Source organism: Symbiobacterium turbinis (genome assembly GCF_055383075.1).
In genome coordinates, this window is sequence record NZ_AP042433.1 from 97,987 (window position 1) to 120,486 (window position 22,500).

The 22,500-nt window shown below is 67.5% G+C and carries 23 protein-coding genes; 15 read left to right on the plus strand and 8 right to left on the minus strand.

Features of this window, described 5'->3' with window-relative positions:
- The first annotated feature begins 177 nt into the window (after positions 1 to 177).
- The 10 genes from polA (at position 178) to ACZ45O_RS00465 (ending at position 8,871) form a co-directional block, all read left to right on the plus strand.
- Complete coding sequence (gene polA / locus ACZ45O_RS00420; RefSeq protein WP_464855001.1) at positions 178 to 2,802, plus strand: DNA polymerase I; 2,625 nt, start codon at positions 178 to 180, stop codon at positions 2,800 to 2,802.
- Complete coding sequence (gene mutM, locus ACZ45O_RS00425) at positions 2,795 to 3,712, plus strand: bifunctional DNA-formamidopyrimidine glycosylase/DNA-(apurinic or apyrimidinic site) lyase (RefSeq protein WP_464855002.1); 918 nt, start codon at positions 2,795 to 2,797, stop codon at positions 3,710 to 3,712. The genes polA and mutM overlap by 8 nt, the downstream gene beginning before the upstream one ends.
- Positions 3,713 to 3,845: 133 nt before the next feature.
- Positions 3,846 to 4,049, plus strand: a complete 204-nt coding sequence (locus tag ACZ45O_RS00430) for a hypothetical protein (RefSeq protein WP_464855003.1) — start codon at positions 3,846 to 3,848, stop codon at positions 4,047 to 4,049.
- A gap of 1 nt (position 4,050) precedes the next feature.
- The gene (gene coaE, locus ACZ45O_RS00435; RefSeq protein WP_464855004.1) at positions 4,051 to 4,662 is read left to right on the plus strand and encodes a dephospho-CoA kinase; all 612 of its coding nucleotides are present in this window, start codon (positions 4,051 to 4,053) and stop codon (positions 4,660 to 4,662) included.
- A complete protein-coding gene (locus ACZ45O_RS00440; protein ID WP_464855005.1) occupies positions 4,659 to 5,249 on the plus strand; it encodes a lytic transglycosylase domain-containing protein in 591 nt (196 codons plus the stop codon). Before coaE ends, ACZ45O_RS00440 begins: the two co-directional genes overlap by 4 nt.
- Positions 5,242 to 5,445 (plus strand): hypothetical protein, encoded by a 204-nt coding sequence (locus ACZ45O_RS00445; RefSeq protein ID WP_464855006.1) that lies wholly within the window; start codon positions 5,242 to 5,244, stop codon positions 5,443 to 5,445. Before ACZ45O_RS00440 ends, ACZ45O_RS00445 begins: the two co-directional genes overlap by 8 nt.
- Positions 5,446 to 5,625: 180 nt before the next feature.
- Entirely contained in the window at positions 5,626 to 6,075 is a 450-nt protein-coding gene (locus ACZ45O_RS00450) for a DUF4418 family protein (RefSeq protein ID WP_464855007.1), read from the plus strand.
- Positions 6,065 to 7,276 (plus strand): ABC transporter permease, encoded by a 1,212-nt coding sequence (locus ACZ45O_RS00455; protein WP_464855008.1) that lies wholly within the window; start codon positions 6,065 to 6,067, stop codon positions 7,274 to 7,276. The genes ACZ45O_RS00450 and ACZ45O_RS00455 overlap by 11 nt, the downstream gene beginning before the upstream one ends.
- A 16-nt stretch (positions 7,277 to 7,292) precedes the next feature.
- On the plus strand, positions 7,293 to 7,961 hold the full coding sequence (locus tag ACZ45O_RS00460) for an ABC transporter ATP-binding protein (RefSeq protein WP_464855009.1): 669 nt from the start codon (positions 7,293 to 7,295) through the stop codon (positions 7,959 to 7,961).
- 16 nt (positions 7,962 to 7,977) lie between these two features.
- On the plus strand, positions 7,978 to 8,871 hold the full coding sequence (locus ACZ45O_RS00465; RefSeq protein WP_464855010.1) for an FtsX-like permease family protein: 894 nt from the start codon (positions 7,978 to 7,980) through the stop codon (positions 8,869 to 8,871).
- Positions 8,872 to 8,973: 102 nt separating this feature from the next.
- Here the strand turns inward: ACZ45O_RS00465 and ACZ45O_RS00470 are convergent, their stop codons facing one another.
- Positions 8,974 to 9,990, minus strand: coding sequence for a helix-turn-helix domain-containing protein (locus ACZ45O_RS00470; protein WP_464857602.1), 1,017 nt, complete (start codon positions 9,988 to 9,990; stop codon positions 8,974 to 8,976).
- Positions 9,991 to 10,828: 838 nt separating this feature from the next.
- Positions 10,829 to 12,877, minus strand: coding sequence for a thioredoxin domain-containing protein (locus ACZ45O_RS00475; RefSeq protein WP_464855011.1), 2,049 nt, complete (start codon positions 12,875 to 12,877; stop codon positions 10,829 to 10,831).
- A gap of 1,121 nt (positions 12,878 to 13,998) precedes the next feature.
- On the opposite strand from ACZ45O_RS00475, the gene ACZ45O_RS00480 reads away from it, so the two are divergent.
- A complete protein-coding gene (locus ACZ45O_RS00480; protein ID WP_464855012.1) occupies positions 13,999 to 14,403 on the plus strand; it encodes a cell wall hydrolase in 405 nt (134 codons plus the stop codon).
- Between the two features lie 51 nt (positions 14,404 to 14,454).
- A complete protein-coding gene (gene gerQ / locus ACZ45O_RS00485) occupies positions 14,455 to 14,832 on the plus strand; it encodes a spore coat protein GerQ (protein WP_464855013.1) in 378 nt (125 codons plus the stop codon).
- A 122-nt stretch (positions 14,833 to 14,954) separates the two neighbouring features.
- Here the strand turns inward: gerQ and ACZ45O_RS00490 are convergent, their stop codons facing one another.
- Together ACZ45O_RS00490 and ACZ45O_RS00495 are read right to left on the minus strand one after the other, a co-directional pair.
- On the minus strand, positions 14,955 to 15,173 hold the full coding sequence (locus tag ACZ45O_RS00490; protein WP_464855014.1) for a hypothetical protein: 219 nt from the start codon (positions 15,171 to 15,173) through the stop codon (positions 14,955 to 14,957).
- Positions 15,174 to 15,189: 16 nt separating this feature from the next.
- Positions 15,190 to 15,936, minus strand: a complete 747-nt coding sequence (locus ACZ45O_RS00495; RefSeq protein WP_464855015.1) for a Dps family protein — start codon at positions 15,934 to 15,936, stop codon at positions 15,190 to 15,192.
- Positions 15,937 to 16,112: 176 nt separating this feature from the next.
- On the opposite strand from ACZ45O_RS00495, the gene ACZ45O_RS00500 reads away from it, so the two are divergent.
- Positions 16,113 to 16,592: a flavin reductase family protein gene (locus ACZ45O_RS00500; protein WP_464855016.1), complete on the plus strand. Its 480-nt coding sequence runs from the start codon at positions 16,113 to 16,115 to the stop codon at positions 16,590 to 16,592.
- A gap of 20 nt (positions 16,593 to 16,612) precedes the next feature.
- Here ACZ45O_RS00500 and ACZ45O_RS00505 read toward each other — a convergent pair whose 3' ends face one another.
- The 3 genes from ACZ45O_RS00505 to ACZ45O_RS00515 form a co-directional block, all read right to left on the minus strand.
- On the minus strand, positions 16,613 to 17,125 hold the full coding sequence (locus ACZ45O_RS00505) for a hypothetical protein (RefSeq protein ID WP_464855017.1): 513 nt from the start codon (positions 17,123 to 17,125) through the stop codon (positions 16,613 to 16,615).
- Positions 17,126 to 17,289: 164 nt separating this feature from the next.
- Positions 17,290 to 18,516, minus strand: a complete 1,227-nt coding sequence (locus ACZ45O_RS00510; protein WP_464855018.1) for an MFS transporter — start codon at positions 18,514 to 18,516, stop codon at positions 17,290 to 17,292.
- Positions 18,517 to 18,597: 81 nt separating this feature from the next.
- Positions 18,598 to 19,065 (minus strand): hypothetical protein, encoded by a 468-nt coding sequence (locus ACZ45O_RS00515; protein ID WP_464855019.1) that lies wholly within the window; start codon positions 19,063 to 19,065, stop codon positions 18,598 to 18,600.
- A gap of 218 nt (positions 19,066 to 19,283) precedes the next feature.
- On the opposite strand from ACZ45O_RS00515, the gene ACZ45O_RS00520 reads away from it, so the two are divergent.
- The gene (locus tag ACZ45O_RS00520) at positions 19,284 to 20,114 is read left to right on the plus strand and encodes a divergent polysaccharide deacetylase family protein (protein ID WP_464855020.1); all 831 of its coding nucleotides are present in this window, start codon (positions 19,284 to 19,286) and stop codon (positions 20,112 to 20,114) included.
- Between the two features lie 97 nt (positions 20,115 to 20,211).
- On the plus strand, positions 20,212 to 20,961 hold the full coding sequence (locus ACZ45O_RS00525; RefSeq protein WP_464855021.1) for a hypothetical protein: 750 nt from the start codon (positions 20,212 to 20,214) through the stop codon (positions 20,959 to 20,961).
- A 55-nt stretch (positions 20,962 to 21,016) separates the two neighbouring features.
- Here ACZ45O_RS00525 and ACZ45O_RS00530 read toward each other — a convergent pair whose 3' ends face one another.
- Positions 21,017 to 22,405, minus strand: a complete 1,389-nt coding sequence (locus ACZ45O_RS00530; protein WP_464855022.1) for an MATE family efflux transporter — start codon at positions 22,403 to 22,405, stop codon at positions 21,017 to 21,019.
- Between the last annotated feature and the right edge of the window lie 95 nt (positions 22,406 to 22,500).

Sequence of the window (22,500 nt, forward strand, 5' to 3'; positions counted from 1 at the left end):
CCCTTCACGGTGCGTCTGCGGCGCATGCAAGGCGCCGCACATGAGGGCCCCGGGCGGGCCCTCATTCTTTCCTTCCCGACCCGGCCCGGGAGCCGGAAGGACTCACGGAAGGCCGCATTGAAATAAGTGCAGGCGCGCCCGGTGAAGCTACGAGGGTGCAGCAGAGAGGTGACCATCATGTCCAAGCCCGAGAAACTGCTCCTGTTGGACGGGAACAGCCTGGCCAACCGGGCGTTCTACGCCCTGCGGCTCTTCTCCACCAGCGACGGGGTGTACACCAACGCCGTCTACGGCTTCCTGACGATGCTGTTCAAGCTCCTGGACGAGGAGAAGCCCGAATACGTGGCCGTCGCCTTCGACAAGGGGCGGCAGACCTTCCGCACCGCCATGTACGAGGAGTACAAGGCCACCCGCAAGGCGCCGCCCGAGGAGTTCCGGCCGCAGCTGGACCTGCTGCGGGAGGTGCTGACCGCGCTGAACATCCCCTGGTTCCGGGTGGACGACTACGAGGCCGATGACATCCTGGGCACTCTGGCCCACCAGGCCGCCGAGCAGGGGCTGCAGACCCTGATCGTCACCGGGGACCGGGACGCGCTGCAGCTGGTCAGCGATCAGGTGACGGTGGTGATGACGAAGAAGGGCATCAGCGAGACCGTCCGCTTCGACCCCGAAACCCTGAAGGCGGAGTACGGGCTGGCGCCGGAGCAGGTCATCGACCTGAAGGCCCTCATGGGCGACGCGTCCGACAACATCCCCGGCGTGCCCGGGGTCGGCGAGAAGACGGCCCTGAAGCTGCTGGCCCAGTACGGCTCCGTCGACGGCGTGTACGCGCACCTGGACGAGATCAAGGGGGCGCTGCACAAGAAGCTCAGTGAGAACCGGGACAAGGCCGAGCTCTCCCGCGAACTGGCGACCATCGCCCTGGACGCCCCGGTCCGGTTCGACCGGGAGGAACTCCGCCGGCGGGAACCCAACTACGCGGAGGCCTACGCGCTGTTCCAGAGGCTGGAGTTCAAGTCGCTCCTGAGCCGTGTGACCCCGCCGGAGGGCAGCGCGGCGGCAGAGGCCATCGCGGAGGCGGCGGAGGCGGCCGCGGTGGAGGTCGTCACCGCTGAGGTGGTGGACAGGCCCGGGGCCGTGCGCCTCTCCGGCGACGCGGCCGTGCTGGCGCACATGACCGTCGACCCGGGCAACCCCGGCCGCCCGCGCCCGGTGGGCGTGGCCGTGGGCGATCCGCCCGCGTGGGTGGAGGGAGAGGCCCTGGCGGATCCCGCGGCGCTGGTGGATCCGGACGCCCGGCTCACCGGCCACGACCTGAAGCCCTTGTACAACTGGCTGTACGCCCGGGGGGCCGAGCCGCCCGCGCCGGCCTTTGACACGGCGCTCGCGGCCTACCTGCTCGACCCCACCCGTTCGACCTACGACCTGGCCGATCTCTGCCGGCAGCACGGTCTCGGTGAACTGCCCCCGGCGGAGACCCCCGACTTCTGGGTGACCCGGGCCTCCGTGCTGCCGGAGCTGCGCCGGCGCCTGGAGGCCGAGCTGGCGGCGCAGCGCATGGACCGGCTCTACCGGGAGGTGGAGCTGCCGCTCATGCCGATCCTGGCCGAGATGGAGGCCGTCGGCGTCGGAGTTGACCCGGCCGCGCTGCACGAGATGTCGGTGGAGCTGGAGCGGCGCATCCTGCACCTGAGCCAGGAGATCTACGAGCTGGCCGGGACGCAGTTCAATATCAGCTCGCCGAAGCAGCTGGGCGAGGTGCTGTTCGTGCAGCTGGGCCTGCCCCACGGAAAGAAGACGAAGAGCGGGGGATACTCCACGGACGCCGAGGTCCTGGAGGAGCTGGCGGTGGAGCATCCCATCGCCGCGCGGGTCCTGGACTACCGCACCCTGACCAAGCTGAAGGGCACGTACGTGGACGCGCTGGGTCAGCTCATCGCCCGGGACGGCCGCATCCACACCACCTTCACCCAGACCGTGGCCGAGACGGGCCGGCTTTCCAGCAAGGATCCCAACCTGCAGAACATCCCCATCCGCATCGAGGAGGGGCGGCGCATCCGCAAGGCCTTCGTCGCCCGCCCCGGGCACGTGCTGCTCTCGGCCGACTACTCGCAGATCGAGCTGAGGGTGGTGGCCCACTTCTCCGGCGACCCGGCCCTGCGGGAGGCCTTCCTGCGGGATCAGGACATCCACACCCGCACGGCTGCCGAGGTCTGGGGGGTCCCCATGGAGGCGGTCACCCCCGACATGCGACGGCAGGCCAAGGCCGTCAACTTCGGCCTGATCTACGGCCAGACCGACTACGGCCTGGCCCGTTCGGTGGGGATCACCCGCGCCGAGGCCCGGGCCTTCATCGAGACGTACTTCGCCAAGTTCGCGGGCGTGAAGCGCTATATGGAGGAGAAGAAGGCGGAGGCGCGGGAAAAGGGCTACGTGACAACCCTGGACGGCCGCCGGCGCCCCCTGCCCGAGATCACGCACCGGGTCTTCAACGTCCGGCAGAACGCGGAGCGCATGGCGATCAACACGCCGATCCAGGGCACGGCGGCCGACCTGATGAAGCGGGCGATGATCGCCGTCCGGCGGGCCATGCGCGCCGAGGGGCTGTCCGCCCGGATGATCCTGCAGGTGCACGACGAGTTGGTCTTCGAGTGCCCCACCGAGGAGCTGGACCGGCTGGCGCGGCTGGTGCGGCGGGAGATGGAGGGGGCCATGCAGCTGGATGTGCCGCTGAAGGTCGAGGTCAAGGCCGGGCTCGACTGGTATTCGGTGGAGCCGTACGAGGTGCGCCAGGATGCCTGAGCTGCCGGAGGTGGAGACGGTCCGCCGCACCCTGTACCCGCGGGTGGTGGGGCGGCGCCTTGAGCGGGTGGAGATCCTCACAGAGCGCCAGATCTTCCACCCTGATCCCGGGACCTTCCGCGCTGAGCTGGAGGGCGCGGTGTTCGATGACATCGAGCGGCGGGGCAAGTACCTGCTCTTCTCGCTGGGGCCCCTCCTGCTGGTCGCCCACCTGCGCATGAGCGGCCACCTCTTCGTCTGCGGGCCGGAGGCGCCCCGCCAGAAGCATCTGCACGTGGTCTTCCACCTGGACGACGGCCAGGAGCTGCGGTATGTGGATCAGCGGAAGTTCGGCGGTTTCCACCTGCTGGGCCCCGACCGGCAGGGCATGCCCCGGGGGCTGGCGAACTTAGGGCCGGAGCCGCTTTCGCCGTCCTTTACCCCGGATGTGCTGGCCGCTGCCCTGGCCGGACGGCAGACCTCGGTCAAGGCCGCCCTGCTCAACCAGGCCCTGGTGGCGGGGCTGGGCAACATCTATGTCGACGAGGCCCTGTTCTGCGCCCGCATCCACCCGGCCAGGCCGGCGGGCACGCTGACGGAGGAGGAGGTGGCCCGCCTGCACGGCTGCATCCGCCGGGTGCTGGCACGGGCGGTGGAGAAGCGGGGCACCACGTTCTCCCTCTATCGGGACGGGGAGGGCAACGAGGGCGACATGTACGACGAGCTGCAGGTCTTCGACCGGGCGGGCGAGCCCTGCCCCGCCTGCGGCACGACGATTCAGAAGGTGGCGGTGGCCCAGCGCGGGACCCACTTCTGCCCCCGCTGCCAGCCTGCGCCCGAGGGCGTCGCGCTCACGCCGGTGCGCGCCCGGCCGGGCAGGCGCGGCCGGAGCGTGCGGGTGGCGGCGGAGCCGCCGGGTACGTACGAGTGAGTCTTCCGGGGCCGGCCATCTGCCGGACGAGTATCGCTGAGTCGTCCGGGGGCCGGCGCAGCGGCGGCGTGCGGGTGGCCGCCGACGTTTCAGGCCGTACCGCTGCGCAAGTATAAAGCGGAGGGTGAACCCTGTGCAGTATCTGGTGTTCGAGTTTCCGAGCGAAAAAGAGATGCGCGATACCGTGAAGAAGCTGTGGGACGGCTACAACGTCTCCGGCGAGATGGCGATCAAGCCGCTGGGCGGCGGCAAGTGGCGGGTGGAGATGTACACGGAGAAGGAGCTGAGGGAGTCCACCCTGGACAAGTTCGCCGATTACCGCATCGAGGGCGACTAGAATGCGTATCATCGGGCTGACTGGCTCTATCGCCAGCGGCAAGTCCACCGTGTCGGCCATGCTGCGGGAGATCGGCGCGGCCGTGGTGGACGCGGACGCCATCGTGCACGACCTGCAACGTCCCGGGACGCCCGTGCTCGGGGCGATCGTGCGGGAGTTCGGGCCGGGGGTGCTGCGTCCCGACGGCTCGCTGGACCGCCAGGCGTTGGGGCGCATCGTCTTCGCTGACGCCGGCCGGCGCCGGGCGCTGGAGGCGATCGTGCATCCTGCCGTGCGGGCCGAGATGCGGCGGCAGATCGAAGAACACCGGAGGGCCGGCCGCCCTGCGGTGGTGCTGGACATTCCGCTGCTTTTCGAGAGCGGCTGGGACCGCATGGTGGATGAGGTCTGGCTCGTTTACGTGGACGGCGCGACGCAAAAGGCGCGGCTGATGGCCCGCAGCGGCCTTTCGCCGGAGGAGGCGGAGGCCCGCATCGCCGCCCAGATGGACCTGGAGGAGAAGGCGCGGCGGGCCGACCGGGTCATCGACAACCGGGGTTCCCTGGAGGAGACCCGGGCGCAGGTGCTCGCGGCCTGGCAGGCTGTCACGGAAAGGAAGGGCAGTGGGACGTGAGGCGGAGGGGCCGCATCCGGCGGCGGCTGATCGCCCTGCTTGCCCTGCCGTTGCTCGTGCTGGGGGTCAGGGCGGCGCTGATGCAGGGGTATCCGATCGCGTACCGGACCGTGATCGCGGACTGTGCGGAGGAGCACGGGCTCGATCCGTACCTGGTCGCCGCCGTGATCCGGGCGGAGTCCCGCTTCCGGCCGGAGGCGACATCTCCCCAGGGCGCCCGGGGGCTGATGCAGATCATGCCCGACACGGGGCGCTGGGTGGCAGAGCAGATGGGACTGCCCTACGACGATGCCTACCTCTACGACCCTGTCTATAACATCCAGTTGGGCTGCTGGTACCTCGCCGCCCTGCTCCGGGAGTTCTCCGGCGACCCCGTGCGGGCCCTGGCAGCCTACAACGGCGGCATGACGAACGTGTACAACTGGCTCAACGACCAGCAGTGGACGGGCGAGCGGGACACGCTCGGGCAGATTCCCTTTGCGGAAACCCGCCACTACGTGGCCAACGTGCTCCGGGATCAGAGGCGTTACCGCCTCATCTATGGCGTGTGGAAGCCAGCGATGACGGGAGGCGATGAAGATGCGTAACTCAAACACCGACGAACTGGCCCGGCGCAGGGCTGCCCGCGCCGGCCTGGCAGACGAGGAGGACCTGCCTCGGTTCACCTGGACCGACACGCTCGCGATGATCATCGCCGCCTACCAGGTGCTCATGCCCGTCGTCCTGGTGATGATCGGCGTGCTGCTGGCTGTTTACTTCCTGTTCCGCCTCGTCTTCATGTGACCGAAGACCGCATCTGTCTGCCCCGGTCGCGCAGAGGCCGGGGCTCTTCTGCGCCCTACTGTCCTCACCCTAGTCTGAAGAAGGGGCTTCCGGTGAGCAGCGTATTGAACCCCTTAGGCAATCGCACTAAACTCGAATTATCCCTATTGACTGTCGGTTTGGGGGGAGGGGGATTCTGGGGTGCGTACGCGGTCTCGCGACTGGCGTCCGCTGCTGTTCATCGTCCTCGGCGTGGGCGCCGTGCTGGCTTCACATTTCTTCCTGCACACCTGCCAGGATCACGGCCACATGGTGGAACTGGCGAACGGCGGCTTCGCGCCGATGCGCTGCCACTGGTCTGAGCGGGCGTTCCAGGGAGTGGGGGTCCTGGTGGCCTTCGCGGGCCTGGCCATGTATTTCTTCCCGGATGCGGCGCGCGGGCTCTCGCTGGCCGCGGCGGGCGCCGGCATTCTAATGATCATCATCCCGATGTGGCTCGTGCCCACGTGCGACATGCCCGGGATGGTCTGCAACCTCAGCTTCAAGCCCGGGGCTTACCTTACCGGCGGCATCACGACGCTCGCCGGGCTGATCGGTACGCTGCAGCTGCGCCGGCTTGATGCGGCGGGGGGAGAGCGGAGTGCGGTTTAGCGACAGACCGGGAATCCTTCGGCTGGCGGCCCGGAACCTGCTGCGCAACCCGGGCCGCACCCTGCTGGTGCTGCTCGGGGTCATGGTGGTGGCCGGCACCGCCTTCGCGGGCGGGCTGATCGGCCGCGGCGTGGCCCACGCGGTCGGCCTCGGTCTGGAACGGCTCGGGGCGGACCTCATGGTCGTGCCCGAGGGCGCGGCGGAAAAGACCCACACCGCCCTGGTCATGGGGCTGCCCGCAGCTTTCTACATGGAAGGCGCGTCCCGGCTGGAGGCGATTCGGGCGGTGGAGGGCGTGGAGGCGGCCTCGCCGCAGATCTTCGTGGAGACCCTGGCCTCTTCGGCCTGCTGTACGGGCCACCTGATGCTGGTGGGGTACGATCCGGACACCGACTTCACGGTGAAGCCCTGGCTGCGCCGGAACCTCAACCGTGAACTGGCCCCCGACGAAGTGCTGGTGGGCAACCACATCCTCGGGGTGACCGGCGATCCCCTGATGTTCTACGGCTCCACCTTCCGGTTGGCGGCCCGGCTCGACCCGACGGGCATGGGGATGGACGAGACGGTCTTCCTCCCGGCGCCGGCGGTCTGGGAGATCGCCGCGCGCTCGCACGAGCTGGCTGACGAGCCCCTGGAGATTCCCGACGGCCACGTTTCGGCGATTCTGGTGAAGCTCCGCGACGGGGCGAATGCGACCCAGGTGGCCGCGGAGATCGCGCGCAGGCTGGATGGCGTCACGGTGATTACCGCCGGTGAGATTGCCCGGTCGGTGGCCGACGATCTGGCCCTCCTCATGGCCAGCCTCCTGCCGGTCACCGTCTCGTTGCTGCTGGTGGCCGTGCTTCTCTTCGTGATCCTGTTCTTCGCCATCGCCCGGGAGCGGACCCGGGAGATCGGCCTGCTGCGTGCCATGGGCGCCACCGCCGGGCAGGCTACCGGCGCGCTGGTGCTGGAGGCGACCTTGCTCAGCGGTCTGGGCGGCGCCGCCGGGGTGCTGGGCGGGTCCGCGGTGTATGGACTGTTTAAGGAGGCCATCATGGTCTCGTACACCCTGCCGTTCCTCTACCCGCCCTCCCGCGAGCAGGCGATGCTGGCGGCGGCGGTGGTGCTCGTCGCGGCCGTGGGCGGTGCCCTGGCCGCTGCGCTGCCGGCCCGGCGGCTGGCCCGGCTGGAGCCCCACGAGGCCATCCACGCGCGCTAGAGGAGGAAGATGCCCCGTGATTCAGCTCTACGAGGTAACAAAGACCTATCAGACCCGAGCCCAGCGCGTCGTGGCCGTGGCGCCGCTCAGCGGCCGCATCGCGCGCGGCGAGTTCGTAATTGTGACGGGCCGTTCCGGGGCAGGCAAGTCGACCTTGCTCTCGCTGATGGGCGGGCTGACCCGGCCGGATGAGGGCAGGGTCACCGTGATGGATCAGGATCTCTGGGCGCTCTCGGACGCGGAGCGCGCCCGTTTCCGCGCCCGGCACATCGGCTTCGTGTTCCAGTTCGCCAGCCTGATTCCGACGCTCACCGTGCTGGAGAACCTGCTGGTGCCTGCCTCCTTCCTGCCCCCGGGGGAGGGGGGCGACCGAAAGCGGGCCCTGGAGCTTCTGGAGCGGGTCGGGCTCCCCGATTGCGCCGACCGGCTGCCGTGGCAGCTCTCCGGCGGGCAGCAGAAGCGGGTGGCCGTGGCCAGGGCCCTGCTGAACCGGCCGGAGCTGCTCCTGGCCGACGAGCCGACGGCCGACCTGGATGAGGAGACGGAGCGGGCCATCGTCGACCTCTTCCTCGAGGAGAACCGTGCCGGCACCACCGTGGTGATGGTGACGCACAGCACTGAACTGGTCCCGCTGGCCAGCCGCCACCTGATCCTGAGCCGGGGGCAGGTGCACCTTGCGTCCTGACATTCGACCGCCCGGGATGCGCGACCTGATCTGGGCGGGGCTGCGCCGCTCCCCGGGGCAGGCGGTCGCCGGCCTGCTGGCCGGCGTCCTGGCCGCACTGGCCCTGGTGGGCGGACTCAGCCTCTTCCAGGGGATGGCGCGCATGCTGGAGCGGGACCTGGAACAGCTCGGCGCGGACATGGTGCTGGCCCTGCCGGAGCACAGGCCGCTTGTGGAGCAGTGGCTGGCGACGGGCACCACCGATCCCATTCCGGCCACCATCGACGTGGCCGAGTGGCAGAGGGGCATCGACAACGCGCTGATTCTCGGGCTGATCGGGGTGGAGGCGGTGGATCTTTCCGCCGGGGGCCGGGGCGTGCCGGCCGGCGAGCGTGCGTCGGTCCTTGTGATGCGGCTGGAGTTCTGGGATTCGGCGATGATGGCCCGCGCGGCCCTGGCGGACGTGCTGCCGGAGGCCGACGCTGTGGTCGGCGAGCAGGCGACGCGCCATGTGCTGACGGACCTGCAGCCGTTGGTGCGCCACCTGGGCCGGGCGGCGGCCGTGGCGGCCCTGGGGTCGGCGCTGGTTTCGGGTCTCCTGGCCTCCATCCGGGTAGGCCAGCGGCGGGCGGAGCTGGGCATGCTGCGCGCCATGGGCGCCACCCGGGGGTATCTGGTGGCTCTGACGCTGGGGGAGACGGCCGCCCTGGCCCTGGGCGGCAGCCTGATCGGCGGCCTGCTGGCCGCCGGGGCGCTCTGGCTTATCCCGGCCACGGGGGAAGTGCTGCGGCACCTGGGCATCGCAGTGGTGCTCTCGCTGGTCGTCCTGGCGGCTGCGGCGATCACCCTGCTGTCGTCCGCGGCCTCCCTGCCCCCGGCCCTGCAGGCAGCCTGGCTGGACCCCCTGGAGGCGGTCCGGCGCCATCGGTGAGTGCGGCGCGTGTGGTTTGGTCGGTACCGTGAGTGTGCAGCCCGCGGCTTTGCTGCCGCGGGTGTCTGCTCTTTCCGGGGCAGCGCCGTTCGACCACGCACCTTAACCCCTGGCGGCTGCCCTCCGGTACCACTCTGCCCGCTGTTCGAGAAAACGGATGACGTGCCAACGCTCCTCTCTCATGCCTTTGAAGCGGAGACGATGGCCCAGCGCGCGCACGATTCCTTGACAACTCAGGTCTTTGGCCCAGAGGGGGATCACTTCAATGCCCTTCTCCTGGCACAGTCCCCGCTTGATGAGGTCCCGTTTCCGCCGTGCGTGGAACTCCTCGACGCTGGGGTAGCGTTCGGTTGGGCCCGCGTGCTGGTTTCCCTGAAACTCCACGCCGAGTTTGTGTGCCGTAGCGTACACATCGATCTGGAGCCGCCCACCGGTCTCGATGTTGTCGACACCGGTTATTTCTGCATTTTCGATAATCTCCACTCCGGGGAACAGCTCCCGAATCATGCGCGCGAGGATGTATTGGCCCTGCGAATAGCCGGGGGTATTCCTGGCGACCCGCAGACCGCGCTCCAGTTCACGCAGTTCCTGCGCACGCCCGATCGCGTGCGGGTTCGCTCCGCGAACCGAGTAGACCACGCGCCGCGCCTTGCGCTGCGGCCCGCCCACCAGCCACCGGTGCGCGAGCAACTGCCTGACGTGCTTGCTCAGGGTGTCCTGGCTGTACCCCGTGGCCCTTCGCAGGTCCCGGTACTCAAACCTGCCGCGCATGCGGAATATGAGCCCCCACGTCCAGCAGGCTCCCCGGGGGAGACGGTGGTCGAACAGGATGTCCGACGGCAGGACCAGGCGGGGCCCGGCCTCAGGCTGGACGACCTGGCAGCGGACGACCCGAAGGCTCACCCGCTCATATACGAGCCATCCGTGCCGGGACAGCACGGCCAGGTACTTGTGCAGGCTCGGGAGGCTGATGCCCGCGCCGCTGTACAGCTCCTTCAGCGTGAACTCGCTCCGGAGGTGCGTCAGGGCGGAAATGTAGCACCAGACCAGCTTGGCGCCTTCGGGTATCGCACGATCGGCCCAGAGGCGATCCGGAACCGTGACGAGCCGCAAACGCATGCCGATCACCAGGAGGGAATATTCGCCAGATCTGGTGCGAATTCCTTCTGCGTTTCGAGCGCGTGTTCGATTTTCCGGCGCTGTGTTCGGGCTGATTTTGTTCAACTGTTGATTATCTGTGCGATCATCGTGTCCAGGTTCCAACCGCTTACTGTGTTCCTTCGCGACCGGCCGAATTTCGTGTTCCTGTTCGGCGCGAAACTGGAAAACCCGCGGATGCCGCCACGGCGATGTGTTGTTCAAGCTCCGTTTGTGTCGCCCTGAAAGCGCGCGGTGCCGGTGTTCGGGTGTTGCGCAGCGACAGAATGTTGCCGGTAACCTGGCCGGTGAGCCCGTGTCGGCGCCGGTGTATGTTGGGTCGCCGTTGCAACCGTCCGGATTCGACTTCCTCGGTTCGAGCCAACTCGAAAACCAACGGACGCGACCACCTCGGTGCGTCTCGAAGCCCGGTTTCGCGTCGGCCTTCAAAGCTTCCCATTCGACCTGGCAGACGCCGTCTGAGGACCCCACGCGCGTCGGTTCCACCGGCTACAAGAACTCGTCCGCTTCGCGATTCTGTACGCAAACGATCAAAAACAGAATCGGGGCTGCCCCGGCAGATTGGGCGAGCCCCGCTGTTTCATCAAATACCGTACTTGGACCATCCCCACGGCAGGATCTTGAAATAATAACTGGGGATGAACTTCGAAAATCCGGAGAGCTTGGTGGCCGGAAACTTGGACCCGTAGAACATGTGGGGCCACCTCCTTCACGGGGCGTCGGCAGGATGCGCCATTGCAGTTTATGCTCCCACCCACCCGGTGGTCACCGCGGCAGGATGACCGCGGTGCGAGTCTGATCAGGGTCCGAGGTGGTGCGCGAGTTCGTCCCAGGCTGTCGCCGGCGGGGAGCACGTGAAGTTGCGGCAGACGTAGGCGGTGGGGCCGTTCGCGGCGCTCTTCCCGGCCCAGATGGGCGCGTCGTCCCGAGGCCCCGGGATGCAGGTCAGGACCAGGTTCGGCTCGTACCGACGCCCCAGCTCTGCCAGCCAGACCTCTGGCGCGTCGCCGACCAGCGTCACCTCGGTGGGGCTGCTCAGGTAGAGGTCGAGGGCCTGCAGCAGGGTGGCCATGCCGCCGGGGGCCCGGGCCATCAGGTCGCGGTGAGCGCGGAAGACGGCCTCGGCCACCTGGCGGAACTGGTCATCGCGGCGGTAAGGCTGCAGCCGGAGCAGGTTCATAACGGCCACGGCGGCGCCCGACGGCACCGATGCGTCCATGATGTCGCGGGGACGGTGAATCAGTGGCTCGGCCCCCGTCTGCGTCAGGTGGAACGAGCCATTGCCGTCGTAGAAGCGGCGCAGCGTCTCCTCGGTCAGCCGCAAAGCTTCCTGCAGGTAGCGCTCGTCGAAGGAGGCCTCGTACAGGTCAATCAGGCCGGCGGCCATGCAGGCGTGATCCTCAAGGTAGCCGGGGATGCCAGCCTGGCCGTCCTTGTACCTGCGCAGTAGCGCGCCCTGGCCGTCGGCGAGGTGCGCAAGCACGAACTCGGCCGCGCGGCGGGCGGCCTTCGTGTACTCCGGCCGCCTGAGGGCCCGGCCGGCCCTGGCCATGGCAGAGATCATCAGACCGTTCCAGCCGGTGAGGATCTTCTCGTCCCGGAACGGCGGCACGCGCAGGGCCCGTGCGGTCAGCAATCGGCGCCGGCCCTCGGCCAGCTGGCGCTCCACCTCCTCCAGAGGGAGGTTCAAGCTGGCTGCCAGGACCTCGGCGGGCTCGGCGATGTGCAGCACTGTCTTGCCGGTCCGCTCGAAGTTCCCCGCCTCCGTCACGCCATAGTGGCGGCAGAGAAGCGCGCCCAGGTCAGGGCCGAGGATGGCGATCACGTCCTGCCGGTCCCAGACGAAGTACCGGCCCTCCTCGCCCTCGGAGTCGGCGTCGGTGGCGCTGAAGAAGCCGCCATCGGGGTGGGTCATGTCCCGGATGACGTAGTCCAGGGTCTCCTCCACGATGCGCCGGAAGAGAGGCTCGCCGGTGGCCTGCCAGGCCGAGAGGTAGAGGGGGGGCAACAGCGCGTTGTCGTAGAGCATCTTCTCGAAGTGGGGCACGGCCCAGCGGGCGTCCACGGAGTAGCGGTGGAACCCGCCGCCCAACTGATCGTAGATGCCCCCTTCGGCCATCTTGCGCAGCGTGAGCGTGACGAGGCTCAGGAAGAGGTCGTCTCCGGTGGCCTTCCAGTGGCGCAGCATCAGCTCCAGGGCTGCTGTGTTGGGGAACTTGGGCGCGTCGCCGAAGCCGCCGTGCTTCCGGTCGACGCGTTCGGCCATGGCGCGGGCCGCATCGGCGATGAGCCGGCGGTCGGGAACCGGGCCGGTGGGGGGAGGCACGGCGTCCATCTGGACGATGCCCTGGGTCCAGTTCTCGGCAACCTGTTCGACCTCGCCGCGCTTCTCCTGCCAGGCCCGGGCGAGCGCGAGGAGCACCTGCCGGAAGCCCGGCCGGCCGTAACGCTCGGCGGGCGGGAAATAGGTGCCGACGTAGAAAGGCTTCTGGTCAGGGGTAAGCCAGACGGAGAGCGGCCAGCCCCCGGAGCGGGTGACCAGCTGGCAGATGGTCTGGTAGACGTCGTCGAGATCTGGCCGTTCCTCCCGGTCTACCTTGATGCAGACGAAGTGCCGGTTCATGATGTCGGCGATCTCCGGGTCGTCGAAGGATTCTCGTTCCATCACGTGGCACCAGTGGCAGCTGCTGTAACCGATGCTCAGGAAGATGGGTTTGTCGTCCCGTTTGGCCCTTTCCAGGGCTTCAGTCCCCCACGGGTACCAGTCGACGGGATTGTACGCGTGCTGCTGGAGATACGGCGAGGCCTCATGAATGAGGCGGTTGGGCTTGGCAGTCAGGGCGATCATACCCCCTCGTTGAGCGGTGGGCGGCGGGAAGTGAGATCTGAGCCGTGGGAAGTGTGAAGTGGGAAGTGGGAAGCGGCGTGTGAGATGCGGTGGTCAGCCGTTCGCAGTGTGCAATACGCCGCGCACGGGTCTGTCGGTAGCCCTTTAGACGAAAAAATGAGGCCAGTCGGTATTGGATTCCCTTGTCTGGTGTTCCAGTAAATAGAACCCGTTCGTGGCAGTGGCGGACGCCGGGAGCGCCGCCACTGCCGCTCCTATTCTGTGCAGCGGTACAAGAGCATCATCCATGGTCCACGTTGGGGCGGTGGTCGCGCACCGAGGGTGACGGTGTTGTGGGAGGGGAGTGGGCACGAAGCCGCCACAGCAACGCGGCCGCTGCAGTTCACATAACGCAGCAGGCTGGCTACGTACAGCCATCTCAACCGACCGTGCGACGTGCACCCGGAGGGTTTCGACTTCTGCAGCGACGCGGAAAGTGAAAAAGGACCGGTTCGGTGATGGAACACGGCCCCGTTACCCCCGCTCAGCTGCCCACGGCGGGCGTTTGACCCTTGCGTAGTGGCCCGAAGTTTACATAACGCACCTTCTGAGTCGGCCACTCATGGCCATCTCAGCAGACCGGCCGTCCCGCATCCGGCGGTTTTCGACTTCTGCGGCGACGCGGAAAGTGCAAAGGGGCCGGTTCGGCGATGGAGCCAAGCCCCGTTACCCCCGCTCAGCTGCCCACGGCGGGCGTTTGACCCTTACGAAGTGGCCTGGAGTTTACATAATGCACCTTCTGAGTTGGCCACTCAAGGCCATCTCAGCAGACCGGCCATCCCGCATCCGGAGGTTTTCGACTTCCGCGGAGACGCCGACGTAAAAAAAGGCCGGCGAATGCAACCGGCCTGCATCCTCGGGCGTGGCTGGCGGGCGCATCCCAGACCGGCTCTGCGCCGGTGAAGCTGATTGTTGGCCCATTAACGCGCGTCCGCTTACGCCCACGTATGCGCGCGCCTTCGCCACCTGCCCCCCGCCATTCACCGAGTCCGTTCCCCGCGGCATACCATAATACACACGCCCACGGGGAGGAGGGGAATGCCATAAGCCGCATCAAGACCACACGAGAGGACCTGGAACTGATGGCGCGGTTGATGCGGGCGGAGGCCGAGGGCGAAGGCGATCTGGGCATGCTCATGGTCGGAAATGTGATCACGAACCGCATCTTCGCCAACTGCGCCGAGTTTCAGGGGTTGCGCTCGGTGCGGGACCTGATCAATCGCGATCTGGCGACGCAGTGCGCAACGGGGTTTGAAGCGGTGTGCAAGCCCTACTTCTGGCAGGGCGCTCGTGAGCGCGACATTCGTCTGGCGGAGCGGAACGCCAGGGGTGAACGGCAGCATCCGGCCACGCATGCGCTCTGGTTCTTCCGGCCGCCGGGCCAGGCGTGTCCCGCCACCTGGTGGGGCAGGCCACTGGTCGGCCAGTATAAGAACCACTGTTTCTACCTGGCGGATCCCCAGGTGTGCCCACGAGTCTTTTCGTAGATGAGGAGGATTGTTCTGAGCGGAATGATGCCGATGGGCGGAATGGGTCAGATGGGTCAACCGATGATGCCCTACGGGCGGCCGGGCTGGCCGATGGCACCGCAGATGATGATGCCGCAGGGCCCGCCCCCCGAGCTGATCTTCGGCGGCCAGGTAGCCTTGCCGCAGGAGCAGAGCTACCTGGAGAACATCCTGCGGATGAACCGCGGCAAGATGGCGACCATCTACACCACCAACGACAACAACCCGGAATGGGCCGCCAGGGTGTTCAGAGGCGAGGTGGAAAACGCGGCGCGCGATCACGTCGTGCTGAGCGATCCGCAGACGGGTATGCGCTATGTCATCCTCATGGTGAACATCGACTACCTCACGTTCGATGAGCCGCTGCGCTACCCGGAAGAGATTTATCGCCCTCCGGGCGGGTACTGAAGCGAAGGAACCGACAAACGTCCAGCGGGCACCCCCGGGGTGGTGGGGGGTGCCCGCTGTGTTCCGTTATGCTCCGATAAGCATAACGCTTGCTCACATCATACTACGGCAGATGAGCCCGGTCAAGGTCCGTGAAGGTTGAGCTGTTCCCGGACCAGCGCGCGCTGCTTTTGGAGCAACGCGATAGCCTCCCCGCTGATCTCGTCCAGGTTCTCGTAGAGCTCCCTGGCCTCACGGGGATCGGCCTCCGCGCCGGACATGATCTGCTCGACGACCTCCCGCCGCTCATGACCGAGCCGGCGCAGCTCCTCGCCGATCTGTTCCAGCCGGTCCCAGCCCATCGGGTTCCCTCCTCCGCTACTGGAGCTTGCTGTCGGGGGGCATAGGCCGGTTGCCGGCCATGTCGTTCTGCCCGTCCAGAAGGTGCGTCATGCCGCGCACCAGAGTGTCGTCCTCCAGGACACTGTACAGGTGGTAGGCCAGGTCCTCCCGCTCGACCAGGATGTCCTCCAGCACCTCCACCGTGCCCCAGTCGCCCAGCTCGTGAGCCCTGCGGATCGTCTTGCGGAGCATCTCCTGGATCTTCAGCTCGTGCTCCAGGTCGTTGCGCAGGAAATCGCGCATTGTGAGACGGCCCTCGACCTCGTGCTTGATGTACGAGAGCTCGTGCTGGGTCACGGGGTGGGCGGTGGGCACGCCGCCCAGCCGCGCCACGCGCTCGCCGATGTCGTCGATGTGCTTGGACGTCTTCTCGATGTGCTCGTCCAGCAGGTGGTGCAGGCTGTGGAAGCCCTCGGCGCCCTCGCTCATCCAGTGGTGCTTGCGGTACTGGTGCAGGGCCACGTTCAGGGCGCACTGGTGGTCGTCGAGCTGCAGCGCCATTTCGAGCCTTGTCTCGTAGGGGAGCCCAATACCGGCGCCGATCTGCTTGACCGTGCGCGGCTGCTGGCGAACGATCATGTCATGGTTGGTGCCATGCCCCGGCATGTTCGGGTTGTAGCCCGACTTGTCGAGGTTGAACTGTCCCTGGAAGTTGGCCAGGTTGGTCATCGTGGCGGTGAGCTGTCCCGCCGGCGTGTTGGGAAGCTGGAGTTTGTTTGGCATCGGCTGTCCTCCTGTCGTGTGCTGCATCCTCCCCTATTGTGGGCGGACAGCCGCTTCCATATGTGGGCGGACAGCCGCTTCGGTATGTAGGCGGACAGCCGCTTCCGTATCCCGGCGCGGTTACGTAACGACAATGTTACAGAAGGAAGTACGTTACAACTGGGGGTAATGATCGTATGGATGCACAGGTGAAGAAGCAGGTACTGCGGAAGCTCACGTACGGCCTGTATGTGGCCACCGCCAAGCAGGGCGACCAGGCCGCGGCCGCCACCGTCAACTGGCTCTCCCAGGCCTCGTTCGAGCCGCCCCTCGTGATGATGGCCGTGAAGAACGACAGCGGGCTGCACGCCCTGATGCAGCAGGGGGCCACCGTCGCGGTCAACATCCTGGGCGCCGATCAGAAGGGCATGGCCGAGACGTTCTTCCGGCCGACCAAGCTGGAGGGCAACACGCTGAACGGCGTGCCGTTCACCGACGGCGAGACCGGTGCGCCGCTTCTTGAGGGCGTTCCCGCCGTGTTTGAGGCGAAGGTGGTGCAGACCGTTCCCGGCGGCGACCACACCGTCTTCGTGGTGGAGGTTGTGGCCGTGCACCTCCGCGACCCCCAGGCCAAGGTGCTGGAGATGTGGGATACCGGCTGGTTCTACGGCGGCTAGTCGGAACGGCCGGCAGCGGGTCACACCAGCCGCAGCATGCGGAACAGCATGATGACGCTGACGGGGATCAGCAGCAGGTTCTTCAGGGCCAGCAGCAGAGCCTGGCGGGCGCGCAGCGGGTCCAGCGCATCCAGTCCCAGTGACGACAGCAGTGCCTCCACGTTGGCCTCCCGCAGCACCGCGGCAAACAAGAGGTTCATCAGGCCGAGGACCAGGGCATAGCCGAGGAGTTCCCACAGAAACGCCTGCAGCGTCATGCGGCCGGCTCCCTGCAGGATCTCGATCCACGTGTCGCGGGAGCCCATCGCCCGCAGGGTTTTCCCGGCGCCGATTGCCAGCACCAGGACGTACTGGAGGATCCGTCCGCCCTCCACGAGCAGTTCTGCGGCCATGAAGGGCAGGCTCCATGCTGCTGCTTGGTAGCCCTGCCACATCCGCAGGAGCGCCACCGGCACCGAGAGCGCCCACACGGCCGGGTGCCGGAAGTAGAAGCCGAAGCCGAACGCCGCGGGCCCCATGATCCGCTGAAGCAAGGATATCTCCTCCTCGTTCGGGCGCTGCCGGCGTGCAGAGCACGCCACCCACTCATATGACCGTGCCTGACAGCGCCTTCACGCCAAATCGCCACGGGCTGCCTTGCACCAGCCCGTGGCGATTTGCGTGTCCTGCCCGCGCCCGCGCGTCCTGCCCGCGCACCCTAAGTCGTCCGCATGCCTGCCCGCAGGAGCACCCGGTTGCTGAGCAGGAGAAGGCCCTGCACGGCCATCAGCGCGCCGGTGCCCACCAGCATGGCCTCGATGGGGAACAGGTCAGCGAGCGGTCCGAAGACCAGCATGCCCAGGGGCATCATCGCGCTGGCGAGCATGTTCAGCACGCCGAAGACCCGGCCCAGCATGTTCTCGTCCACGTTCTCCTGCAGCAGCACCGTGGCCGGCGTGTTGAAGAGGGGCATGGTCACACCGCTGAGCCCCATGAACGCCAGGTAGACCCAGAAGTCCGGCACGACCCCCAGCGCGAAGGTGCACGCGCCGAACAGCAGGGTCGCCAGGGCCATGGTGTGCACCCGGTTCCGGAAGCCGCCCCACGCCGCGGCCAGCCCGCCGCCCAGGATCATGCCGACCGAGAATACCACCTCGATGGCCGTCAGGTGCCACACATCCCCGCCGAAGCTGCGCGTCACCTGCAGCGGCGTCAGGAACGACACGGGCGCCGCCAGCACGAAGAAGAGCGCACAGAAGGCGAAGAAGGCCTTGATATACGCCTGGCCCGCGATGTAGCGGAAGCCCTGCGCCATGTCGGCGAAGTAGCCGGTAGCCTGCGCCTCCCGCGCCTTGGCGTGCACCGGAACGTGAACCAGCGCCAGGAGGATGGCGATGGCGGCGGCGGCCGTCACGACGTCGATGAAGAAGATGGCCTCCAGCGGCGCCTGGGAGAACAGCGCCCCGCTGAGCATGGGCGATACGAGCGTCACGAACGCCTGAATGCTGCTGTTGGCGCCGTTTACCCGGGTCAGCTGCTCCTGCGGGACGATGTCGGGGATGAGGGCGCCGACGGCCGGCCCCTGGACGCCGCTGCCCACGGCCCGTATGGCCGACATCAGGTAGAGCAGCCAGAGCGCGTCGTACCCGGCCATGAAGAGCAGGGCGAGCACGAGCGTCGTGAGGGCGATGGCGGCATCCGACAGCGCGATGAGCAGCTTGCGGCTGTACCGGTCGGCCCACACCCCGGCGAAGGGGGAGAGGAAGAAGGTGGGGAGGAAGCCGCAGATGATGGCCACGGTCATCGCGGAGCCGGACTGGGTGGTCAGGGTGATGTGCCACAGGATCGCGTACTGCACCAGAGACGAGCCCAGCAGCGACAGCGTCTGACTGCCCAGGAACAGCACGATGTTCCGTCTCCAGCTGGTCTGCACCGCCGTATACATTCCTCCCGAAAAGAGTTCCCGGTCGCAACAGCGGGGCTGCCCCCAGGGGCAGCCCCGTTCACGCCATCACGACACCTGGATTCAGTGCACCGCCTCAAAACCGTTCTCTGCGAGCAGCGCATGAAACAGGCCCTGCAGCCCCTCTCCGGCGCGGTCGCCGAGATACTCCTTGATCTTCTCGGCGTCAAAGAGCGTTTCGGGCACCGGGTCGGAGGAGTAGGTGATCTCGAAGGAGTCCGGCCGGTCGTCGCACATGGAGAACCTGGCCAGGATGGTGCCCTTGCCGCGGCCGGCGCTGGCGCGGACGCACCACCTCAGGTTGGCTTCGTCCAGCCGCCGCTCGTACTCCTCAGTGGAGATGCCGGGCTCCCAGAGGGGGGGCTGGTCCTTATCCACCGGCTCCATGACCGGCTGGATGACCCAGCGCGACGACTTGGTGGGCTGTTCGGCCCTGAAGGGCTGCAGCCACTCCCGCACCATGGCCGAGGCCACCTTCCTGAGGGTCCAGCCTTCCGGCAGCTGATACGTCATGGTGGACCGGATGCTCATTCGGCATTCTCCCCTCTCCAGGACTTTCATAAGCGCACAAGACGACCTGATGCGTCGGCATCAGGTCGCAGCGTACACCGGGCGATGCTCGTCTTCGGCCATTGTACACTACCCCGGGGGGAATCGCAAGCAATGGAAACCGGCGGCCCGGCCGGGGGCACGGGCCGTCATAGACAGCCCGTCCGCGCATACCTCTTTCACATGAGGGAGGGAGGCGTGTGCACAGGGCACAGGTGGCTTGGGTGCTGTTCATGTTTGTGGTGGTGCTGCTGCTCAGGACGGGGCCGGAGGTGGTGAGCGCCTTCGTGCCTGCGGGAGACCACGCCTCCGTTTTCTGCGACGCGCGCCCGGTTCCCGGGCAGCCCCCCCTTCTGGCCATCGTCATCGACGACCTGACCACCGGGGCGGCGGGGCTGGAGGAGATGCTCGCCCTGCCGTATCCCCTCACGTTTGCTGTCCTGCCCGACCGGCCCGATGCCGGGGCCCTGGCGAAGCGCGTGAGCGCCCTGGGCCATGAGGTGATCCTGCATCTGCCCATGGATGCCGGGCAGGTCGACCCCCAGTGGTACGTGGGCCGGCCGATTTCCGGCCAGCAGTCCGATGCGGAGATCCAGCGGCTGGTGGCGGAGTGGCTGACCGCCGTGCCCGAGGCCCGCGGCATGAACAACCACATGGGCACGGTGGCCACGCAGGACGAGCGCGTGGTGCGGGCGGTGCTGGAGGTGGCCCGCCGCCACGGCAAGTACGTGCTGGACAGCCTGACCACCGAGAACACGGTCATGCCCCGGGCAGCCGCGGAAATGGGCGTGCCCTGCATGCGGCGGTCACTCTTTCTCGATCACGTGAACGGGAAGGAGGAGGTGGCCGCCCAGCTCTACAAGCTGGCCGACTGGGCACAGCGGCACGGCGCCGCCATCGGGATCGGGCATGTGGGCGTGGGGCGGCAGGGCACCGCCGAAGCCCTTGCGGAAGTGCTGCCCGAGCTGGAGGCGCGGGGCATCCGCCTGGTGACGCTTTCGCAACTGCTATCCTACCAGCAGGGAAATTAGACAATTTAGGTCGAACCATTTGGGCAGCCGGACGGATCCTATGGACAGGAGCTCCAAAACCGGTGCTTCTGGATCCCACACAAAGGAGGTCTGCGATGTGAACGTGGGGCAGGTCCTGCAGCGCTACTTCAACGACTGGCAGAAGTTTGCGCTGGTAGGATTGGGCGCGCTGCTGGTTGAACTGGCGTGGGGAATCATCACATTCTTCCTGAGCTTGCTGATGATCGGTCCCGCCGTGGTTTCGATGCTCCGTATGGACTATTACGGCCTCGAGTACGGCCCCGGCCAGGTCTTCGGCATGCTGGGGGCCCTGGGCGGGGTCGCGATCGTGGCCCTGATCGGCGGCGTTGTGGCCGTGGGCATGGCTAACGGCGGGCTGGTGGGGTCGGTCGTGGCCTACCGCCGGGGCGAGGACGTGGGCCTCAGCACGTTCTGGTCGTACGCCACCCGCTACTTCACCAAGATGATCCTGCTCGGCATCATCCTCTTGGCCATCATGCTGGTCAGCGCCATCGTGAACATCATCCCCATCCTCGGACAGCTGGTGTACGTTCTCTGGGCGCCCGTCGCGTTCGTGACGCTGGGCATCTATCCCGCCTACCTGGTCATCAACGACGGCTACAGCGTGGGCAGCGCCGTAGGACAGGGCTTCCAGATCCTGAAGTCCCAGTTCGGCCCGAGCGTGCTCGGCGGCCTCATCGCTCTGCTGTTCGGCGTCATCTTCGCGCTGGTCGGCTGGGTGCCGGTCATCGGCTCCCTCGTGGTCGTCATCTTCGGCCAGCCGCTGTTCCTCTACTTCTTCGTCGAGCGGTTTGAGCACGACGTGCGCCCGCACCTGGCTGCCTGATCCAGCTCAGAGCGCAAGGCGGCCCTCCCGGTGAACGGGAGGGCCGCCTGCGCGTCTACGTGCGCCCGGCCGCTGCAGGGCCCAGCGCGGGCGCCTTCCGCTTCCAGCGGCCGGTGGCGTAGTAGCCCAGGTGGAGCAGGAAGCTCACGACGGCCGAGATCAGGATGCCGGTCCAGATGCCCGCCGGCCCCATCCCCAGGTTCCGGGCCAGCAGGTAGGCGGCGGGCACCCGCACGACCCAGAGGCCGATGATCGTGAGCACCAGGGTGGCCATGGTGTCGCCCGCGCCCCGCATCACGCCGCCCAGGACGAAAACCAGGGCGAAGAAGATGTAACTCCAGCCGTTGATGCGCAGGTAGAGGCTGCCGGCCGCCAGCACGTCGGCCTCCCGGTTGAAGAGCGAGATCAGGATGGTCGGCTTCAGAATGGCCACCAGCGTCACCATGCCGGTGATCGCGACGCCCAGGGCGGCGCACCATCTGACGGCGGAGGCCACCCGGTCCAGCTTCCCCGCGCCCAGGTTCTGCGCCACCACCGAGGTGACCGCGAGCCCCATCGACATCGAGGGGAGGAAGGCGGCCTGGTCCAACCGCTGCGCCGCGCCGAAGGCGGCCACCACGTCGGGCCCGAAGCTGTTGATCAGGGCCGTGACCGTGACCATGCCGAAGGAGACCACCGCCTGCTGCAGGCCGGCGGGCAGGCCGATCCGGAAGATGCGGCCGGCCAGGGTCCAGTCGATCCGCCAGTAGTCGCGGCTGAGCCGGAGCAGGTCGGTCTTCTTCAGGATCCAGCGCACCAGCCAGACGGAGCTCGCGCCCTGCGCGATCACGGTGGCGATGGCCACGCCGGGCACGCCCATGGGGGGCAGGGGGCCCAGCCCGAGGATGAAGACGCCGTCGAGCACGATGTTGAGGACCGTCGCCAATGCCAGGGCGATCAGCGGCGTCGTGGCGTCGCCCAGGCCCCGCAGGATGGCCCCCAGGGTGTTGTAAAGGAACAGGGCGAGGATTCCGCCCATGAAGACGCCCAGGTAGGCGGCGGCGTCGTGGATGATCTCCTCCGGCGTGGCGATCAGTCTCAGCAGCGGGTAGCGGAGGATGATGCCCAGCACGCCCACCAGGGTGCCGAGGGCCGCCAGCAGGATGAGCGAGGTGCCGATGGTCCGCTGCACCAGCTCCTCCTTGCCGGCCCCCCGGTACTGGCCCACCAGGGTGGTCGTGGCCATGGTGAGGCCGATCACCAGCGAGATGAGGGCGAAGATGAGGGGCTGGGAGACCGACACGGCGCCGAGGGCGTGCTTGCCGATCACCTGGCCCACCCAGACGGAGTCGACGACGTTGTAGAGCATCTGCAGCAGGTTGCCGGCGAACAGCGGCAGCGAGAACATGATGATGTGGCGGGGAATGGATCCCTGAGTGAAATCACGCTGGGAACCGCGACGCATACTGCGCCTCCTTTGCCAAAGTCTGCCGGGGCGGGCGCCTTGCAGGACCTTCCCCTGCAGTGGTCCATAGAGTGGAGCAGACAGAAGTCCAGCCA

Bases quoted from the DNA above. Each gene is read 5' to 3' on its own strand.
- polA (WP_464855001.1), top strand. From the start codon at position 178: ATGTCCAAGCCCGAGAAACTGCTCCTGTTGGACGGGAACAGCCTGGCC.
- mutM (WP_464855002.1), top strand. From the start codon at position 2,795: ATGCCTGAGCTGCCGGAGGTGGAGACGGTCCGCCGCACCCTGTACCCG.
- coaE (WP_464855004.1), top strand. From the start codon at position 4,051: ATGCGTATCATCGGGCTGACTGGCTCTATCGCCAGCGGCAAGTCCACC.
- ACZ45O_RS00445 (WP_464855006.1), top strand. From the start codon at position 5,242: ATGCGTAACTCAAACACCGACGAACTGGCCCGGCGCAGGGCTGCCCGC.
- ACZ45O_RS00465 (WP_464855010.1), top strand. From the start codon at position 7,978: ATGCGCGACCTGATCTGGGCGGGGCTGCGCCGCTCCCCGGGGCAGGCG.
- ACZ45O_RS00470 (WP_464857602.1), bottom strand. From the start codon at position 9,990: ATGCGTTTGCGGCTCGTCACGGTTCCGGATCGCCTCTGGGCCGATCGT.
- ACZ45O_RS00475 (WP_464855011.1), bottom strand. From the start codon at position 12,877: ATGATCGCCCTGACTGCCAAGCCCAACCGCCTCATTCATGAGGCCTCG.
- ACZ45O_RS00480 (WP_464855012.1), top strand. From the start codon at position 13,999: ATGGCGCGGTTGATGCGGGCGGAGGCCGAGGGCGAAGGCGATCTGGGC.
- gerQ (WP_464855013.1), top strand. From the start codon at position 14,455: ATGGGTCAACCGATGATGCCCTACGGGCGGCCGGGCTGGCCGATGGCA.
- ACZ45O_RS00490 (WP_464855014.1), bottom strand. From the start codon at position 15,173: ATGGGCTGGGACCGGCTGGAACAGATCGGCGAGGAGCTGCGCCGGCTC.
- ACZ45O_RS00495 (WP_464855015.1), bottom strand. From the start codon at position 15,936: ATGCCAAACAAACTCCAGCTTCCCAACACGCCGGCGGGACAGCTCACC.
- ACZ45O_RS00500 (WP_464855016.1), top strand. From the start codon at position 16,113: ATGGATGCACAGGTGAAGAAGCAGGTACTGCGGAAGCTCACGTACGGC.
- ACZ45O_RS00510 (WP_464855018.1), bottom strand. From the start codon at position 18,516: ATGTATACGGCGGTGCAGACCAGCTGGAGACGGAACATCGTGCTGTTC.
- ACZ45O_RS00515 (WP_464855019.1), bottom strand. From the start codon at position 19,065: ATGAGCATCCGGTCCACCATGACGTATCAGCTGCCGGAAGGCTGGACC.
- ACZ45O_RS00530 (WP_464855022.1), bottom strand. From the start codon at position 22,405: ATGCGTCGCGGTTCCCAGCGTGATTTCACTCAGGGATCCATTCCCCGC.